We start from the raw sequence: 16,528 nt of genomic DNA on the forward strand, positions 1-16,528 counted from the left end.
CTTACCTGTCTTGGGTGGAGTGGCCGGGCTTGACCCGGGGAATCTGCTGCGTGCGCGGGTTCCGCTGCCGGTCACGCTGTTCCCGGAGCTTGTCCTTGACCTTGTCCCGCGGGGACTCGTGGCTGCCGGGGCCGGAAGGGTCATGGGTCCTCAGCTCTTCCTGGGCCTCCAGCATGTCCTCCAGCAACGACCGCAGCTCCGCCCGGACGTAGTCGCGGGTGGCCACCTCGCGCAGCGCGATCCGCAGCGAAGCGAGTTCCCGGGTGAGGTATTCGGTGTCCGAGAGGTTGCGTTCGGCGCGCTGGCGGTCCTGCTGCAGCGAAACGCGGTCCCGGTCATCCTGCCTGTTCTGCGCCAGCAGCAGCAGCGGCGCCGCGTACGAGGCCTGCAGGGACAGCATCAGGGTCAGCAGCGTAAAGCCGAGGTCGCGGGAGTCGAACTGCCACTCCAGCGGCGCAAAGGTGTTCCACGCCAGCCAGACCACAACGAACACCGTCATGTACACCAGGAACTGCGGCGTGCCCATGAAGCGCGCGAAACCCTCCGTGGCATGCCCGAAAGCATCCGGGTCCGGGGAGAACTTGGGCAGGATCCGCTGGCGGCCGCTCAGGGGCGTGTCCAGGCTGCCCATGTTGTTCTTGGCCGCCCGGCCCGGGATCCGCTGGTTGGGGGTCTTCGGAGCGGTGTTGTCAGCCAATGCGGCCACCGAGCTTTCTTATCGGGGCTTCGCCATCATGGGCGCGCCAGTCATCCGGCAACAGATGATCAAGGACGTCATCAACAGTCACCGCCCCCACAAGGCGGCCGGTGTCATTGACCACCGGCAGGGAATTCAGGTTGTACGTCGCCAGGGTGCGGGCCACCTCGCTGATGTGTGCCTGGTCGGACAGCGGCTCCAGGTTCTTGTCCACCAGGTTCCCCAGCGGCTCGAACGGCGGGAACCTCAACAGCTGCTGGATGTGCACCACGCCCAGGAAACGCCCGGTGGGTGTTTCCAGCGGGGGCCGGGCAATAAAGATGGAGGAGGCAAGGGCCGGTGACAGTTCCTCACGGCGCACGTGAGCCAGGGCCTCGGCCACGGTTGCTTCCGGAGGCAGGATCACCGGGACCGGTGTCATCAGGCCGCCGGCGGTGTCCTCGTCGTATTCCAGGAGGCGCCGGACGTCCTCGGCACCCTCCGGCTCCATCAGCTGGAGCAGCTCCTCCGCCTGAGCGGAGGGGAGCTCGCCAAGGAGGTCGGCGGCGTCGTCCGGATCCATCTCCTCCAGGACGTCGGCGGCGCGCTGCACGTCCAGGGCGGAGAGAATTTCCACCTGATCATCCTCCGGAAGCTCCTGGAGGACGTCGGCGAGCCTTTCGTCCTGCAGTTCGCTGGCTACCTCGAAACGGCGTTTGTCGCTCATTTCCTGGAGGGCCTCGGCAAAGTCGGCGGGCTTGAGGTCCTCGTGGTTGGCCACGAACTGGGTGGCGGCCTGCGGCTCGGTGCGCGGGCCCTGCAGGGCGTCGGCCCAGTCAATGATCAGGGTTTCGTTGCGGCGCAGCCGGCTGAGCGGAGAGAGGGAGTGGCCGCGGCGGACGAAGAGCTTGCTGACGAACCAGTCGCGGGAGCGTGTCTGGTCCATGGCGATGTCTTCGATGGTGGCGTCGCCGCTGCCGTCCCGCAGCGTCACGCGGCGGTCGAACATCTCGGCCACCACCAGCGTCTCCGCGCCGCGCTGCTCGAAACGGCGCAGATTGACCAGCCCCGTGCAAATGATCTGGGTCTGGTCGATGGAGGTGATGCGTGTCATGGGCACAAAGACGCGCTTTTTTCCCGGTACTTCCACCACGATGCCCACCACGTGGGGCGCGCCCTGGGTTCCGCGGGACAGCACAACAACATCGCGCAGCCGGCCCAGCCGGTCGCCCAGCGGGTCAAAGACGTCGAGGCCCAGCAGGCGGGCCACGAAGACGCGGGTAGGTGTTGTGCTCACCCCTACAGGCTACCGAGTCTGCTCTCTTTTAGCTGAATTCACAGGCAGCATCCATACGGATGGGCAAGAATGGGACCATGGCAAACATTTTTGGTGCTCCCAAGGCAGGTGGCCCCAACGGCATGGACGAAGCCAGGGCCGTTCCCACCGGCGACACCGTCGGCTCCTATACCTCTTACCTGGATGCCCAGAAGGCGGTGGATTACCTCGCGGACCAGCAGTTCCCGGTACACATGGTATCCATCGTGGGCAACGAACTGAAGATGGTTGAGCGGGTGACGGGGCGCCTGAGCTACCCCAGGGTGGCCCTTTCCGGCGCACTGAGCGGCATGTGGTTCGGCCTGTTCGTGGGTGTGCTGCTCTCGTTCTTCGCGCCCTCGCCGGGGTACTTCTCGATCCTCACGTCGGTGCTGATGGGCGCGGCGTTCTTTATGCTCTTCGGCATCGTCACCTATGCCATGCAGCGGGGCAAGCGGGACTTCACCTCCACCAGCCAGGTGGTCGCCACCAGTTACGACGTCGTGGTGTCGCCTGAGGCGGCGCACGAGGCCCGGCGGCTGCTGCATCAGCTGCCCATGAACCGCTCGGACGCGGCCGCGGGCAACGGTCCCTACGCGCAGCGCGACTACCAGAACCAGCCGTTCCAGCAGAACCAGAACTACCAGCAGCCGGGCCAGGGCCCTGCCCGCCCGTCGGGCTGGAACGACCCCTACGGCCAGTCCTCGGGATCCTCCGCCCAGGACGGCGGCTATCCTGCTCCCGGCAGCCAGCAGCAGGGTGCCCAGCAGGACGGACAGAACAACGACGGCGGCCCGCGCCAGGAGCCGGTGCGCACGGTCCGTTACCCTGACCTGCCGGACGGCCGGCCCCAATACGGCGTCCGGTTGCCCCAGGAACCGGCTCCGGGGCAGGCCCAGCCGGACATGGACCAGCCCGGTGCCAGTCAGGTGCCCGGCGGCAACGTGCCCGCCCCGGACGCCGACCGCGACGGAGACGGCCAGCAGGGGCCTGCCGGACCGCGCCAGTAGCCGTTACAGGAACACGAAAAAGCGGGACCACCGGATACTTCCGGGGGTCCCGCTTTTTCGTTTGCCGAATGCCCTAAGCCGGGCGCACTGTCTGCCTAAAGCGGGCTACGAGGCGGCGTCAGCCTCGCGATAGATGCCGGCCATCCAGTCCTCAACCTCTTCCGCCTTGCGCGGCAGGGCGGCACTGAGGTTGACCGGTCCGTCGGCGGTCATCAGGATGTCGTCCTCGATCCGGACACCTATACCGCGGTATTCCTCGGGAATGGCCAGGTCCTCTTCCTTGAAGTAGAGGCCCGGCTCGATGGTGAACACCATGCCTTCTGTAAGGATGCCGTCCAGGTACAGCTCCCGCTTCGCCTGAGCGCAGTCATGGACGTCCAGTCCCAGGTGGTGGCTGGTGCCGTGCGGCATCCAGCGGCGGTGCTGCTGGCCTTCGGGGCTGATGGCCTCCTCCACGCTGACCGGAAGGAGGCCCCATTCGGCGAGCCGTTCGGCCAGGACGGTGGTGGCGGCCGTATGGATGTCCCGGAACTTCGTGCCGGGAAGCGCCGCGGCGAATCCGGCGTCGGCGGCGTCGAGGACTGCCTCGTAGACCTTGCGCTGGACGTCGCTGAACACCCCGCTGGCCGGAAGGGTGCGTGTGATGTCAGCTGTGTAGAGGGAATCGACTTCCACGCCTGCGTCGAGCAGCAGGAGTTCGCCGGCACTGATTTTTCCGGTGTTGCGGGTCCAGTGCAGGACCGTGGCGTTGTTGCCGGATGCCGCGATGGTGTCGTAGCCCAGCTCGTTGCCCACCTCGCGTGCACGGGCGAAGAACGCGCCCTCAACCACCCGTTCGCCACGGGCGTGGGTCAGTGCGCGCGGCAGGACCTTCACCACTTCTTCGAAACCTTCAACGGTGGCGGCCACGGCGGCCTTCATCTGCTCGGTTTCCCAGTCATCCTTGAGCAGGCGCAGCTCGGAGAGGGCTTCGCTGAGCTTCTCGTCGAGGGCATCCAGGACGCCCAGGTCCAGGTTGTCCGGATCCTTCGCCGTGTTGTAGCGGGCCGTGTCCACCAGCGCGTCGATGTTTTCGTCCACCTTCCGGACCAGCCGGATGGAGATGCCGCCGATCTCCGGGGCGCCCACATTCTTGGTGATGGCCGTTTCCAGCTGGTCGATGTGGGCTGTTGCCAGGCCCAGGCGGGCCTCGAACTCGGCCAAGGTGGGCCGGCGCCCGATCCAGAACTCCCCGGAGCGCGCGTCTGCGTAGAACTGCTCGGTATCCCTGCCCGCCAGCGGCCGGAAGTAGAGCGTGGCACGGTGCTGCCCGCCGTCGTCGCCCTTTCCTTCCTCAACAGGCTCCAGGATCAGCACGGCGTCCGGCTCGTGGTCCAGGCCGAGGCCGGTCAGGTGGGCAAAGCCGGAGTGGGGGCGGAACCGGTAATCGCAGTCGTTGGACCGGACCTTCAGCGGGCCGGCGGGGATGACCAGGCGCTCGCCTTTGAACTGGGAGGAGATGGCCTTGCGCCGGTTTGCGGCGTAGCCGGCCACGGCGTCGCGGCCGGGAAGCTCCTCGTTTGACGGCGCCCAGTTGCTGGCCATGAAGGCCTTGAAAGCGTCGGAACTGGGCCGCTGCGAGCGGTTGTTGACCCGCTCTTCCAGCGGCTGGGAAGCAGAGTTCGGGGTGTTATCGGCATGGTTCACGGCACCATCGTCTCACCAGCTTCCCGGCGATGCGAACGGGGCTTCCGGCGGGCCGGCAGCCCGTCTACTAGGCTGGACTGGTGAGGATCGACCTGCATGCCCACTCGAATGTCTCCGACGGCACGGAGAAACCCGCCGACGTCATGGCCTCCGCTGCCCGCGCCGGCCTGGACGTGGTGGCGCTGACCGACCACGACTCCACGGACGGCTGGGCGGAAGCGTCTGCCGCCGCTGCCGAGCACGGGGTGGCGCTGGTGCCCGGCATGGAGGTTTCCTGCCGGACCGGCGAAGGGATCAGTGTCCATCTCCTGAGCTACCTGCACGATCCCGCGCATGCGGGGCTGCTGGAGGAGATTACCAAGGCCAAGGATGCGCGGCTGACCCGCGCCGAGCGGATGGTCACGCTCCTTGCCGAGGACTACCCGCTCACGTGGGACGACGTCATCCACCATGTGGCTCCTGGTGCGACGCTCGGCCGCCCGCACATCGCCGACGCCCTGGTGGCCGCCGGTGTGGTGGAGGACCGCTCCGAGGCCTTCGCTTCCATACTCACCTCGCGGTCGCGCTACTTCATCCAGCATTACGCGCCGGACCCCGCCACCGCCGTCGAACTGGTCCGCGCAGCCGGCGGAGTCCCGGTCTTCGCCCATCCGGTGGCATCCGCCCGGGGCAGGATCGTGGGGGAGCGCGTCTACCAGGAGATGATTGACGCCGGGTTGGCAGGGCTGGAAATCGACCACCGTGACAACCCGGAGGAAGGCCGCGCGTTCCTACGGCGGTTGGCGGCGAAGCATGACCTGCTGATCACGGGCTCCTCCGACTACCACGGCACGGGCAAGCCCAACCTGCTGGGGGAGAACCTGACGGCACCGGAGGTCCTGGCCCGCATCGAGGAGCTCGGCACGGGGACCGCCGTCGTCCGCCCCTGATCCTGCCCGGCTTCCCCAACTGAGTAGCGCCAATTGTCGTTATGGAGCCCCACAACGACAATTGGCGCTACCTAGTTGGGCCGGTGGGTCACGAAGGTGGCGTGGGCACCCAGCCGCTTGGCCATGATGTCCACGGCCGGCTGGTTCTGGTCCACGCAGACGAACCTGCGCCCCAGCTTGGCGGCCACCGCGCCCAGGGTTCCGGAACCGGCGAAGAAGTCCAGGCACCAGTCGCCGGGCCGGCTTGAGGCGGCCACGACCCGGCGTACCAGCCCCTCCGGCTTCTGGGTGGGGTAGCCGGTTTTTTCCTTGCCGGTGGGGGAGACGATGGTGTGCCACCAGACATCCGTGGGCAGCTTGCCCAGCTCACGCTTGGCAGGCGTCACCAGGCCGGGGGCCATGTAGGGTTCCCGGTCCACCTCCGCGCTGTCGAAGTGGTACTTCGCGGGGTTCTTGACGTACACCAGGATGTTGTCGTGCTTCGTGGGCCAGCGGTTCTTGGCGCGGGCGCCGTAGTCATAGGCCCAGATGATCTCGTTCAGGAAGCATTCCCGGCCAAAGATGGCATCCAGCATCACCTTGGCGTAGTGCACCTCGCGGTAGTCCAGGTGCAGGTACAGGGTGCCGTCCTCTGCCAGCAGGCGCCAGGCCTCCACGAGCCGCGGCTCCAGGAAGGACCAGTAGTCGCTGAACGCGTCGTCGTAGCGGTGCAGGGCACCCTTGATGGTGTCGTAGGAGCGGCCCTTGAAGCCCACCCGGTCCCCGCTGCCCTCGGCGTTGGCCACCATCCTGGTTTCCTGGCGCAGCTGCGGCCGGCCCGTGTTGAAAGGCGGATCGACGTAAATCAGTGTGAAGGCGCCGGCCGGCAGGGTGGGGAGGTACTCCGCGTTGTCCGCGTGCACCACCAGGCTGCCGCCGTCCGGCGCCCAAACAGTGTCAGTCATGAAGGCAGTTAGCCCTCGCTGCTGCCAGGCTGTGCGCCCTTGTCCGTGCCGGCAACCACTTCACCGTTGCGGCGGCGGGTACGGGTGCGGGTGCGGCGGGCACGCGAGGGCTGCTCGCCGTCGGTCCCGGTTGGGGACTCGGCGGCAGGTGCGGAGGCTGCGGCAGGCTCGGCAGAACGACGGCGGCGCTCACCAGAGCGGGCGGCGGAATCGCCGCCGCGGCCACCTTCGCGGCCACCGGTCTTGCCTGAGCGCCCACGGCTGTCACGGTCCCGGCCGTCGCCGCTGCGGGGGCTGCGGCTGTTCTTCTTGCCGGTTTCGCCCAGGTCCTCCAGGACTTCGGCGTCGACGCCGGCCAGGGTGCGCTTGTCACGCGGCAGCCGGCCCTTGGTGCCCTCGGGGATATCAAGGTCCGTGTAGAGGTGCGGCGAGGAGGAGTATGTTTCGACGGGCTCGGGCACGCTCAGCCCCAGGGCCTTGTTGATCAGGCCCCAGCGCGGCATGTCGTCCCAGTCCACGAACGTCACGGCGGTGCCCTTGTTGCCGGCGCGGCCGGTGCGGCCCACCCGGTGCAGGTAGATTTTCTCGTCTTCCACGCACTGGTAGTTGATGACGTGGGTGACGTCCTCGACGTCGATGCCGCGGGCAGCAACGTCCGTCGCCACGAGCACGTCCACCTTGTTGTTGCGGAAGGCGCGCAGGGCCTGCTCACGGGCCCCCTGGCCAAGGTCGCCGTGGATGGCGGCAGCGGCGAACCCGCGGTCCACCAGCTCCTCGGCCACCTTCGCGGCGGTGCGCTTGGTCTTTGTGAAGATGATGGTGCGTCCCCGGCCCCTGGCCTGGAGGATGCGGGCCACCACTTCGGTCTTGTCCATGCTGTGTGCACGGTAGATGAGCTGGCGGATGTCCCGCTTGGTCAGGCCCTCGTCCTCGGGGTCCGCGGCACGGATGTGCGTTGGCTGCGTCATGTACCGGCGCGCCATGGCGATGACCGGGCCGGGCATCGTGGCGGAGAACAGCAGGGTCTGCCGGACGGCAGGGGTGCCGGCAATAAGGGTTTCCACGTCCGGCAGGAAGCCCAGGTCCAGCATCTCGTCGGCTTCGTCGAGCACAACAATCTTGACGTTCTTGAGGCTCAGGTGCTTCTGCTTGTAGAGGTCGATCAGGCGGCCGGGCGTGCCCACCACAACCTCCACGCCCTGCTTCAGGGCTTCCACCTGCGGCTCATAGGCGCGGCCGCCGTAGATGGTGGTGATGCGGGCATTGCGCTTGCGGGATGCGGTCTGCAGGTCATTGGCCACCTGCACCGCGAGTTCGCGCGTGGGGACGATGACCAAGGCCTGCGGAGCGCCCGGAACGGCCAGCTTCGCGTAGCCGGGGTCGTCCTGCCCGACGACGCGCTGCAGCGCCGGGATGCCGAAGCCAAGGGTCTTGCCGGTACCGGTCTTGGCCTGTCCGATGATGTCGTGGCCGGACAGCGCCACGGGCAGGGTCATGGCCTGGATGGGGAAGGGGTGGGTGATGCCGGCGTCGGCCAGCGATTCCACGATGTCTTCGCGGACGTTGTAGTCGGCGAAGGACTTTTCCGCGATTTCGTGCGGCTTCTCATCGGAGATGATGGTTTCTTCGGGCTCGATGGTCTCGGTGCCGGTGTCGTCCGTCAGAAGCTGATGGGTATGCAATTCACTCACAGGGAGTTTCCTTATTCATTTGGGCAATGGCGCTGCCTGCTCAACGGGCCGGCCGGGAGGCTGATCCGGAGCACGCTCGGGCGCGCAAGCAATTCCAGTGGAAGCCGATCGCGGGCTATCTAAATGCTGGCACTGGTGACCAGCGGGCAAATCTCAAGATCGCGTAGGGGCGGGCTTGTTGGTTTCAAATCAAGGAAATCAACGACCGGGCATCCATATCTACTTCTCCAGTCTAGCCGTACACGGCCTAAATCCCGGTTTCGGCCCTGCCGCGCCCTGAAGCGTGGTGTCCGCAGGGGACTACTGCACCAGTTCGAAGTGGACCTCGCGGGTGGCAATATCGGAGGAAACCAGGCGCACACGGACCTTAGTGCCGGACTCCAGTTCGCCGGCGCAGCGGGCGGTCACCGCGGGCTCGGACACCTGGATGATTCCGGAACCACCGTTGCCGTTCCCGTTCCTGCCGTTCCCGTTTTTTCCGTTCCCGTTTTTTCCGTTGCCGTTTTGCGGCTTGGACCCGGAGATGACGATTGCGTCGAATTCCTGGCCGATGTGGTTGACCAGCAGCGCCGCCTCCACGGTGTCCAGGGCCATGCGCTCCATCCGGGACGCCAGCTGGTCGGAGCCTGCCATGATGTCCGGCAGTGACGGCAGCGCCTCCCTCGCCCATCCAGGAACGTTGCCGCCGTTGCTCAGGGCCTCGCAGATCACCAGCACGAAGCGGTCCACCAACCGGCGCAGCGGAGCAGTGGTGTGGGCGTAGGCGGCACCGATGGCCGACTGCACCGCGTCTTCCGGGACCACACCGTCAAAGGCGGTGTAGGAGGCGCCCCTGAACAGCATTCCCGCCGAATGCATGATGGCCAGCTGCCGGGGATCGGTAGGGTCCAGGGTGCGCAGGTATTCGCCGTAGCTGACCTCCCCGTCCCATGGTTTGCCCAGCACTTCGGTCTGCAGGCGGAAGTGGTTAAGGGAGCGCTCATCCGGCGCGGGCATAGTGCGCAGGATACCCACCCTGCCCCCCAGCATGAGCTGCGCGGCGGCCATGCCCGTCATCAGCGAAATCTGCGCGTTCCAGTCCTCCACGGGAAGCTGCGGGGCGGCGGCGATGCGGTAGCCGCCGTCGGGAAGCTGGACGATCTCCTGTTCCGGCATGTTCAGGCTGGCACCTTCACGGGCACGTTCCAGCTCCACGCGCTTGAGGCCGACCTCTTTGAGCAGCTGGAGGACGGGGGATGCGTTGCCCGAATCCAGTTCAGCCTGCGCCCCCTTGTAGCTGAGCTTGGCCCGGCTGCGCATGCGGGCCCGCTTCACCGCGACGGAGGTGACTTCGGCGGCGCTGTCCAGCCGGAAATCCCAGACGAAGGCGGAACAGTCCTGCCCCGGCAGCAGGCTCCCGGCTCCCTCGCTGATGACCTCCGGATGCAGCGGAATCCGGCCGTCAGGGGCATAAAAGGTCTGGCCGCGGCGCCGTGTTTCGGCGTCCAGGGGCCCGCCGGGCGTCACGAAGGAGGGAACATCGGCGATGGCGTACAGCACGTGGTACCCATCGCCGTCGGCCTCGATGAACAGGGCCTGGTCCAAATCCGTGGACGATGCAGGATCGATGGTGATGAACCCGACCCCGGTGAGGTCATAGGCCGGCAGCTGCAAGGCCGCGACGGCCGCTTCGGCATCCCTGACTGCGTGTATGGGGTATGGGCCGGGCAGTTCCAGTTCGGTCCGCAGGGCACCCAGGGCTTCCTCGAGGGCATTGTTGTGCTCGTGGACGTTGGGAGCCAGCCGATGATGTGACACGAAAATCAGCCTAGCCCGAAGAACCCCGATTTTGCATGGCATTGACGCCGCACGGGGCTGCGCCGTGTTGCGGCGGCTTTAGGGTGTGGCCCCGTCCAAGGCAGCGAGAAGGGCGGCGGCAGCGGCGGCAGGGTCATCAGCTTCCGTGATGGCACGCACCACAACGATCCGGCTCGCTCCTGCTTCCACAACCTGGTCCACATTGGAGTGGTCGATGCCGCCGATGGCGAACCAGGGCACCCCGCTCCCGGCCTCGGCCGAGGCTTCGGCGGCATACTTCACCAGGTCCAGTCCGACGGCGGCCCTGCCGGGTTTGGTGGGCGTGGCCCAGACCGGTCCGACGCAGAAGTAGTCAAGCGCGGACGGTCCGGCTGCGGCAGCGAGGGCGGCGTCCACCTGCCCGGGGGCATGGCTGGAGAGCCCGATGGCGGCGTTGCCGTTGAGCAGGGTGCGGGCTGCATCCAACGGAAGGTCCTTCTGACCGATGTGGAACACCGGCGCACCGGACAACACGGCGATGTCCGCCCGGTCATTCACAGCCCACAGCCGGCCATGGCGCTGCGCCGCTTCCTTCAAAACCGCCAGCAGCTCCAGCTCCTCGGCCGCCTCGATGGCCTTGTCCCGCAACTGGATGATGTCCACGCCACCGGCAAAGGCAGCATCCACGAACTGCCCGAAGTCCCCGCGGTCCCGGCGGGCATCCGTGCAGAGGTAAAGGCGGGCGCTGTTCAGGCCGGCAGTGCCTTCGGCATGGGTAAAAGCATCGGCGGCGGGGACTGCGGCAGCGGGGGCAGGGGACTGGGACACATTCATGGCTGCAAGCCTAGTTCCTCTACACTGGCCTCGTACTGCGGGAGCCCGCGGCAGCTGTCATAAAGCGCCGGGCTGAGAGGGCGTCAGAGCCGACCGCTTGACCTGATCCGGTTAATGCCGGCGTAGGGAAGGAGACACATGAGCACCCCAAACGTTGCCCCGCCCGGGGCTCCATCCGGCACCATCCGTGCCGACGTGGCCGTGATCGGCGGCGGAGTGGTTGGGCATTCCATCGCCTGGGAGGCGAGGCGGTCCGGGCGGTCCGTCGTGCTGATCGATGACGCGCCCGGAGCCGGGGCCAGCTGGGCGGCTGCCGGAATGCTGGCGCCGGTGAGCGAGCTGCACTACCAGGAGGAGGACCTCCTGGAGCTCATGCTTGCCTCCTCCGCCCGGTGGCCGGGCTTTGCCGCGGAACTGGCCGCCGCTTCCGGCGAAAGTCCCGGGTACCTCACGACGCCGACGCTCGCCGTGGGTGCCGATGCCGCCGACCGCCGCGCCCTGATGGATTTGCGCGGGGTGCAGCAGGCCAGCGGCCTGTCCGTGGAGCCGTTGACTGTCCGGGAGGCCCGGCGCCGGGAACCGCTGCTCAGCCCTGCCATCGCCTGCGCACTGGACACTCCCGCGGACCACCAAGTGGATCCCCGGCGCCTGGTGTCCTGCCTCCGGCGCGCGCTCGCAGTACATGGCCCCGACGTCGAAAGTAATGGAACAGACGTGGCGGGGGCCATCGACGGCTACGCCGTGCCGGACCGGGCCGCCGGGCTGGTCTGGGCGGACGGGGCAGTGGCCGGGGCCCGGCTCGCCGGCGGCGGCACGGTCCTGGCCCGCGAAACGATTGTTGCCAACGGCCTGGAGGCCGCCGCCCTGGCGGGCCTGCCCGACGGCCTGCAGCTGCCGCTGCGGCCGGTGTACGGGGATATCCTGCGCCTGGCAGTGCCCCGGCAGCTCCAGCCGCTCGTAACCTCAACGGTCCGCGGGCTGGTCCACGGCGTCCCGGTGTATATCGTCCCGCGGCAGGACGGGACGGTGGTGATCGGAGCCACCCAGCGTGAGGACGCCCTTGCCGCGACACATAATGCACCGGCGGCCGGTGCCCGGGCTGCAGCGGGCGCCGTATCGGCAGGCGGGGTCTACCAGCTCCTCCGGGATGCCCAGGTCCTGGTGCCCGCCGTCGCCGAACTCGAGCTGCTGGAATACACGGCACGGGCTCGGCCCGGCACCCCGGACAACGCCCCGCTGCTGGGCCGGGTGTCGCTGGCCGGCGATCCGGCAGCCGGGGAATCCGCACACGTTGCGGGACTGATCATTGCCACCGGATTCTTCCGGCACGGCGTCCTCCTGGCCCCCGCAGCGGCGGCCATCTGCCGGGACCTTCTGGACGGCACGGCGGACGTCCGCTGGCAACCTTTCAACCCGGGCCGGTTTTCCGGCCGCGAACCGGCCGCCACCATCTTCAACATCAAGGAGACAGCATGAACATCACCCTGAACGGACAACAACATACGGTGGCTGACGGGGCCTCCATCACCATGCTCGTCAGCCAGGTCACCGGCCGCCCCCTCGCCGCTGACGGCCAGGCCCGCGACGGCGGCAAACTCGGCGTGGCGGTGGCGCACAACGCGCAGGTGGTACCCCGGAGCCAATGGTTCGCAACAGCGCTCGCCGACGGTGACGACGTCGAGCTCGTCACGGCAGTGCAGGGAGGCTGAGACCATGACCGAAACCACCACCACCTCGCCGGCCGGCGCCTCCGGCATGGACGACACGCTGGTCATCGACGGCGTACCCCTGGCATCGCGGCTCATCATGGGCACCGGCGGCGCCCCAAGTCTGGACGGCCTTGGAGCCGCGCTGCTGGCATCCGGGACAGCACTGACCACGGTGGCCATGCGCCGCTATTCGACGGCGGAAACGGGCTCGCTTTTCCAGCTGCTCGTGGACCACGGCATCCGGGTCCTCCCCAACACCGCCGGCTGTTTCACGGCCCGTGATGCGGTCCTCACCGCCGAACTGGCCCGCGAGGCACTGGAAACCGACTGGGTGAAGCTTGAGGTCATCGCCGATGAGCACACCCTCCTCCCGGACGCAGTGGAACTGGTGGACGCCACTGAACAGCTGGTTAACCGCGGGTTCAAGGTGTTTGCGTACACCAACGATGATCCGGTCCTGGCGCTTCGCCTGGAAAACCTGGGAGCCACCGCGGTCATGCCCCTGGGATCACCCATCGGCACGGGCTTGGGGATCCTGAACCCTCACAACATCGAGCTCATCGTGTCCCGCGCCTCCGTCCCGGTGGTGCTCGATGCAGGCATCGGCACGGCGTCGGATGCCGCCCTTGCCATGGAGCTTGGCTGTGACGCGGTGCTGCTGGCCACCGCGGTGACCCGGGCGCAGAACCCGGCGCTGATGGGGGAGGCCTTCAAACACGCTGTCATCGCCGGTAGGCTGGCGAAAGCGGCCGGTCGGATACCGCGCCGCGAGCACGCGCTGGCGTCGTCGGCGATGGAGGGCCGGGCCGAGTTCCTGTAGGGCCTGCTCCATCAGACCGGCCGGCGCCCTGATGCAAGGAGCAGCAGTGGCCGCCAAAGACGCCCTTCCCCGGGAACGCATCGACGAAGCACTCACCGGACTGCCGGACTGGCGTTTCAGCGACGGCGGCCTGGTCACTGTCTTCAAGACGCCGACGGCGGCTGCCGCACTCGAGGTGATTGCCGCCGTCGGACGCCTTGCCGAGGAACAAAACCACCATCCGGACCTCGACTGGCGCTACAACCGCGTCTTCATCCGCTACACCTCCCACGATGCCGGAGGGCAGGTCACCGGGCGGGACCTCACCGCGGCCGCCGGGGCAAGCGACGCGGCGGCAGCGGCCGGGGCTGTGGCCGAGCCTTCGAAATACGCGCCGGACCATTAGGCAGCCGCGTGATCAAGCAGCTGTGCCGTTAAGCATGTGGCCGCCGTCCCAACGGGACGGCGGCCACATGCATGAGGTGCAACAGAAACCGAGGCTCAGCGCCGAAGGATCGCGGTAAGCCGGTGGGTGTCCTGCCGGGCGCGGCTGCGGCCCAGGTAAAGAACAGCCGCGACGGCGGCCGCAGCGCCCAGCACGATGGGCAGGACCCACGGAACCCAGGTCAGCCCCGGCCGGTAGCCGAAGCCGGCGGCCATGAGGATGATCCAGGTGAGGGCCCCTACACCCACGGCTACGCCGGCGGGAAGGCCGGCGCCGTACTTGGCATGCCGCCTGTCATTCGCCCAGACAATAAAGCCGGCGGCGACGGTGGCGAGCACAACGATGGTCAGGGAAAGCAACGGATCTCCTCGGGATTCGCGGCAGCGCGGGACTGGGCTAGAACTGGCCGAACCCTACGCGGCGGACCTCTTCGGCGCCGATCTCCACATAAGCCAGGGCATTTCCGGGAACAATGATCAGGCGTCCCTTGTCATCCGTCAGGCGCAGCTCGCTGCCGGCGTTGATGGCTTCGCCCACAACCTTGGCCACCGTGTCTGCGTCCTGCGCCGATTCGAGCACAATCTCGCGGCCAACATTCTGAACGCCGATCTTAATTTCCACAGGGGGCCTCCCAGCCAGTCAAAGTTCGTTGGTGATGTCTTATTTGTAGTCTAGGACTCTTTGGGGAAGCGAGAGATTCCGCGCCAAGCTAAACGGTAGATGAGGTCACTGGCCACATCGAGGTCAAGATTACCGTCGGTTTCGAGCCAGTAGCGGGCACTGACCTGCGCCATCCCGGCGAGTCCGCGCCCCAAAAGCTCCGCCTCGAGGTGGGGGAGTTTGGTGTCGCCGGCAATGACGCGGGCAATGGCGTCCGCGAAGGTCCGGTTGAAGGTCTCCAGGCGTGAGCTGACGTCAGGATCGTTGATGAGGTCCGACTCGAACACGAGCCGGTGGGCCTGGTCATCGTTGGCAATAAAGCGGAAGTAGGCGCGCATGACGGCCTTCACGCGCTCCTTGTTGTCCGTGGTGGAGTCCAATGCGCCCAGCATCAGCTCGGTGAGGGACGCAAGGTGGCTTTCCAGCAGTGCAAGGTAAAGCTCGCGTTTGGAGGGAAAGTGCTGGTACAGGACCGGTTTGCTGACGTGGGCCGTTTCGGCGATCTCGTCCATCGCGGCGCCGTGGTAGCCGTTGGCTACGAAGACTTCCTGCGCGGCGGAAAGGAGCTGGGCGCGCCGCTCATCGCGGGGAAGCCGGGCGGAGCGCTGGCCTGCTGGACGCGGGGAGGTTTGCGGTTCGGCGGCGGGCGGGCGTTCAGCCCGTGCTTCAGGGACCACGGTTGTCCTTCTTTCCATTGCAGTTACCTCCACTTTACTGCGGGGTAATATGACCGGGCGGTATCCCGGGGCCTACATTGAAGTATGGCTTCGACTTTCACCGCAAATATTTCAACTGTTTCGCTGGATCCGTTGGTGGAACCGTCAGGTGAGCTCACCCCTGCCGAGGTGGAACGCTACTCGCGGCACCTCATTATTCCCGAGATCGGTACCCTGGGGCAGCGGCGGCTCAAGAACTCCAGGGTCCTGGTAATCGGCGCCGGCGGGCTCGGATCGCCGGCCCTGCTGTACCTCGCCGCAGCGGGCGTCGGAACAATCGGGATCATCGATGACGATACGGTGGACCTCAGCAACCTGCAGCGCCAGGTCATCCACGGCGTGGCCGACGTCGGCAGGCCGAAGATCGAGTCGGCCCGGGATGCGATTGCCGCGCTGAACCCGTTGGTGGATGTCCGGCTCCACGACGTGCGCCTGGACGCCGCCAACGCCCTGGAGCTGTTCGCCGGGTACGACCTGATCCTTGACGGGGCGGACAACTTTGCCACGCGCTACCTGGTGAACGACGCAGCCGCCATCCTCGGCAAACCCTACGTGTGGGGTTCAATCTTCCGGTTCGACGGCCAGGTCAGTGTCTTCTGGGAGAAGCACGGGCCCACTTACCGCGACCTCTACCCTGAGGCCCCGCCGGCGGGCTCTGTGCCCTCCTGCGGCGAGGGCGGCGTCTTTGGCATGCTGTGCGCGGCCGTGGGATCGCTGATGGTGACCGAGGCAGTCAAGCTGATCACCGGCGTCGGACGTTCCCTGCTGGGCCGTGTGGCGCTCTTCGACGCCCTGGGCGGCAGCTGGCGGGAAATCCGGGTGTCCAAGGACCCCGCAGCGGAGCCCATCACTGAACTCACGGATTACGAGGCGTTCTGCGGCATCACGCCGGCAGTCCAGTCGGACACGGAACACACCGTCACTGCCACGCAGCTGGCCACTATGCTCGCATCGCGGAAAGCGGGGCTCAAGGACTTTGAGCTCGTGGACGTCCGGGAGCCGGGCGAGTACGACATCGTGCGGATCGACGGGGCGGTCCTCATCCCGCAGGGCAGGATCCTGGCCGGCGACGCCTGGGCGGAGATTCCACAGGACAAGGACATTGTCTTCCACTGCAAGTCCGGGGCCCGCTCGGCGAATGTCCTGGCGGCGGCCCGGAAGGCGGGGTACGAGCGGATCAGCCATCTCGACGGCGGCATTCTCGCCTGGGTGCGTGACGTGGAACCCCAGAAGCCCGTCTACTGACAAACCGCCTCAGCGACGCTCTCTCACTTATTGCCCTTGAAATTGCGACGCTCTCTCACTTTCTAAAAGGAAGTGAGAGAGCGTCGTTGTTTA

Annotated in this window: 17 protein-coding genes and 1 riboswitch; of the genes, 7 read left to right on the forward strand and 10 right to left on the reverse strand. The window is 67.1% G+C overall.

Translation table 11 applies throughout. The annotated features are described in order from the left end of the window. Window position 1: 1 nt before the first annotated feature. Window positions 2–706, reverse strand: coding sequence for a DUF1003 domain-containing protein (locus tag AC5RWA_RS13970; protein WP_104443484.1), 705 nt, complete (start codon window positions 704–706; stop codon window positions 2–4). Next, on the reverse strand, window positions 690–1,973 hold the full coding sequence (locus AC5RWA_RS13975; protein ID WP_079597317.1) for a magnesium transporter MgtE N-terminal domain-containing protein: 1,284 nt from the start codon (window positions 1,971–1,973) through the stop codon (window positions 690–692). The genes AC5RWA_RS13970 and AC5RWA_RS13975 overlap by 17 nt, the downstream gene beginning before the upstream one ends. 77 nt (window positions 1,974–2,050) lie before the next feature. Here AC5RWA_RS13975 and AC5RWA_RS13980 point away from each other — a divergent pair, with 77 nt between their 5' ends. Then, on the forward strand, window positions 2,051–3,001 hold the full coding sequence (locus AC5RWA_RS13980) for a YflT domain-containing protein (protein ID WP_494058041.1): 951 nt from the start codon (window positions 2,051–2,053) through the stop codon (window positions 2,999–3,001). A gap of 105 nt (window positions 3,002–3,106) precedes the next feature. Here the strand turns inward: AC5RWA_RS13980 and AC5RWA_RS13985 are convergent, their stop codons facing one another. Next, window positions 3,107–4,687: an aminopeptidase P family protein gene (locus tag AC5RWA_RS13985; RefSeq protein ID WP_494058042.1), complete on the reverse strand. Its 1,581-nt coding sequence runs from the start codon at window positions 4,685–4,687 to the stop codon at window positions 3,107–3,109. A gap of 80 nt (window positions 4,688–4,767) precedes the next feature. On the opposite strand from AC5RWA_RS13985, the gene AC5RWA_RS13990 reads away from it, so the two are divergent. Beyond that, a complete protein-coding gene (locus AC5RWA_RS13990; RefSeq protein ID WP_494058043.1) occupies window positions 4,768–5,616 on the forward strand; it encodes a PHP domain-containing protein in 849 nt (282 codons plus the stop codon). Between the two features lie 71 nt (window positions 5,617–5,687). Here the strand turns inward: AC5RWA_RS13990 and AC5RWA_RS13995 are convergent, their stop codons facing one another. The 4 genes from AC5RWA_RS13995 to thiE all read right to left on the reverse strand — a co-directional run bounded on the left by AC5RWA_RS13995 (window position 5,688) and on the right by thiE (window position 10,861). After that, window positions 5,688–6,560: a DNA-methyltransferase gene (locus AC5RWA_RS13995; RefSeq protein ID WP_494058044.1), complete on the reverse strand. Its 873-nt coding sequence runs from the start codon at window positions 6,558–6,560 to the stop codon at window positions 5,688–5,690. 8 nt (window positions 6,561–6,568) lie between these two features. Beyond that, window positions 6,569–8,251 carry a DEAD/DEAH box helicase gene (locus AC5RWA_RS14000; RefSeq protein WP_494058045.1) on the reverse strand — a complete coding sequence of 561 codons (1,683 nt, stop codon included), beginning with the start codon at window positions 8,249–8,251 and terminating at the stop codon, window positions 6,569–6,571. A gap of 300 nt (window positions 8,252–8,551) precedes the next feature. Further along, window positions 8,552–10,048 (reverse strand): RNB domain-containing ribonuclease, encoded by a 1,497-nt coding sequence (locus AC5RWA_RS14005; RefSeq protein WP_494058046.1) that lies wholly within the window; start codon window positions 10,046–10,048, stop codon window positions 8,552–8,554. A gap of 78 nt (window positions 10,049–10,126) precedes the next feature. Further along, window positions 10,127–10,861 (reverse strand): thiamine phosphate synthase, encoded by a 735-nt coding sequence (thiE, locus tag AC5RWA_RS14010; protein ID WP_115525123.1) that lies wholly within the window; start codon window positions 10,859–10,861, stop codon window positions 10,127–10,129. 27 nt (window positions 10,862–10,888) lie between these two features. Further along, a riboswitch (TPP riboswitch) is annotated at window positions 10,889–11,007 on the forward strand. On the opposite strand from thiE, the gene thiO reads away from it, so the two are divergent. From thiO to AC5RWA_RS14030, 4 genes are all read left to right on the forward strand, one after another. Further along, window positions 11,000–12,337 (forward strand): glycine oxidase ThiO, encoded by a 1,338-nt coding sequence (gene thiO, locus AC5RWA_RS14015; protein ID WP_494058047.1) that lies wholly within the window; start codon window positions 11,000–11,002, stop codon window positions 12,335–12,337. Its footprint overlaps the riboswitch before it by 8 nt. Then, entirely contained in the window at window positions 12,334–12,570 is a 237-nt protein-coding gene (gene thiS / locus AC5RWA_RS14020; protein WP_079597308.1) for a sulfur carrier protein ThiS, read from the forward strand. Before thiO ends, thiS begins: the two co-directional genes overlap by 4 nt. A 4-nt stretch (window positions 12,571–12,574) precedes the next feature. Further along, window positions 12,575–13,390, forward strand: coding sequence for a thiazole synthase (locus AC5RWA_RS14025; protein WP_079597307.1), 816 nt, complete (start codon window positions 12,575–12,577; stop codon window positions 13,388–13,390). Between the two features lie 46 nt (window positions 13,391–13,436). Beyond that, on the forward strand, window positions 13,437–13,775 hold the full coding sequence (locus AC5RWA_RS14030) for a 4a-hydroxytetrahydrobiopterin dehydratase (protein ID WP_275728946.1): 339 nt from the start codon (window positions 13,437–13,439) through the stop codon (window positions 13,773–13,775). 95 nt (window positions 13,776–13,870) lie between these two features. Here AC5RWA_RS14030 and AC5RWA_RS14035 read toward each other — a convergent pair whose 3' ends face one another. Genes AC5RWA_RS14035 through AC5RWA_RS14045 form a run of 3 tightly spaced genes read right to left on the reverse strand, consistent with a single transcriptional unit; the run spans window position 13,871 to window position 15,151 of the window. Further along, the gene (locus tag AC5RWA_RS14035) at window positions 13,871–14,173 is read right to left on the reverse strand and encodes a hypothetical protein (RefSeq protein ID WP_079597305.1); all 303 of its coding nucleotides are present in this window, start codon (window positions 14,171–14,173) and stop codon (window positions 13,871–13,873) included. A 37-nt stretch (window positions 14,174–14,210) separates the two neighbouring features. Beyond that, complete coding sequence (locus AC5RWA_RS14040; protein ID WP_079597304.1) at window positions 14,211–14,435, reverse strand: DUF3107 domain-containing protein; 225 nt, start codon at window positions 14,433–14,435, stop codon at window positions 14,211–14,213. A gap of 50 nt (window positions 14,436–14,485) precedes the next feature. After that, window positions 14,486–15,151, reverse strand: a complete 666-nt coding sequence (locus AC5RWA_RS14045; RefSeq protein ID WP_079597303.1) for a TetR/AcrR family transcriptional regulator — start codon at window positions 15,149–15,151, stop codon at window positions 14,486–14,488. Between the two features lie 84 nt (window positions 15,152–15,235). Here AC5RWA_RS14045 and moeB point away from each other — a divergent pair, with 84 nt between their 5' ends. Then, on the forward strand, window positions 15,236–16,435 hold the full coding sequence (gene moeB / locus AC5RWA_RS14050) for a molybdopterin-synthase adenylyltransferase MoeB (protein WP_494058048.1): 1,200 nt from the start codon (window positions 15,236–15,238) through the stop codon (window positions 16,433–16,435). The last annotated feature ends 93 nt before the right edge of the window (window positions 16,436–16,528 follow it).

Source organism: Arthrobacter sp. 210 2, assembly GCF_059093025.1.

Excerpts from the sequence above, each read along its gene's own strand:
- thiO (WP_494058047.1), top strand. The coding sequence starts at position 11,000 with ATGAGCACCCCAAACGTTGCCCCGCCCGGGGCTCCATCCGGCACCATC.
- AC5RWA_RS13980 (WP_494058041.1), top strand. The coding sequence starts at position 2,051 with ATGGCAAACATTTTTGGTGCTCCCAAGGCAGGTGGCCCCAACGGCATG.
- AC5RWA_RS14025 (WP_079597307.1), top strand. The coding sequence starts at position 12,575 with ATGACCGAAACCACCACCACCTCGCCGGCCGGCGCCTCCGGCATGGAC.
- thiS (WP_079597308.1), top strand. The coding sequence starts at position 12,334 with ATGAACATCACCCTGAACGGACAACAACATACGGTGGCTGACGGGGCC.
- AC5RWA_RS13995 (WP_494058044.1), bottom strand. The coding sequence starts at position 6,560 with ATGACTGACACTGTTTGGGCGCCGGACGGCGGCAGCCTGGTGGTGCAC.
- moeB (WP_494058048.1), top strand. The coding sequence starts at position 15,236 with ATGGCTTCGACTTTCACCGCAAATATTTCAACTGTTTCGCTGGATCCG.
- thiE (WP_115525123.1), bottom strand. The coding sequence starts at position 10,861 with ATGAATGTGTCCCAGTCCCCTGCCCCCGCTGCCGCAGTCCCCGCCGCC.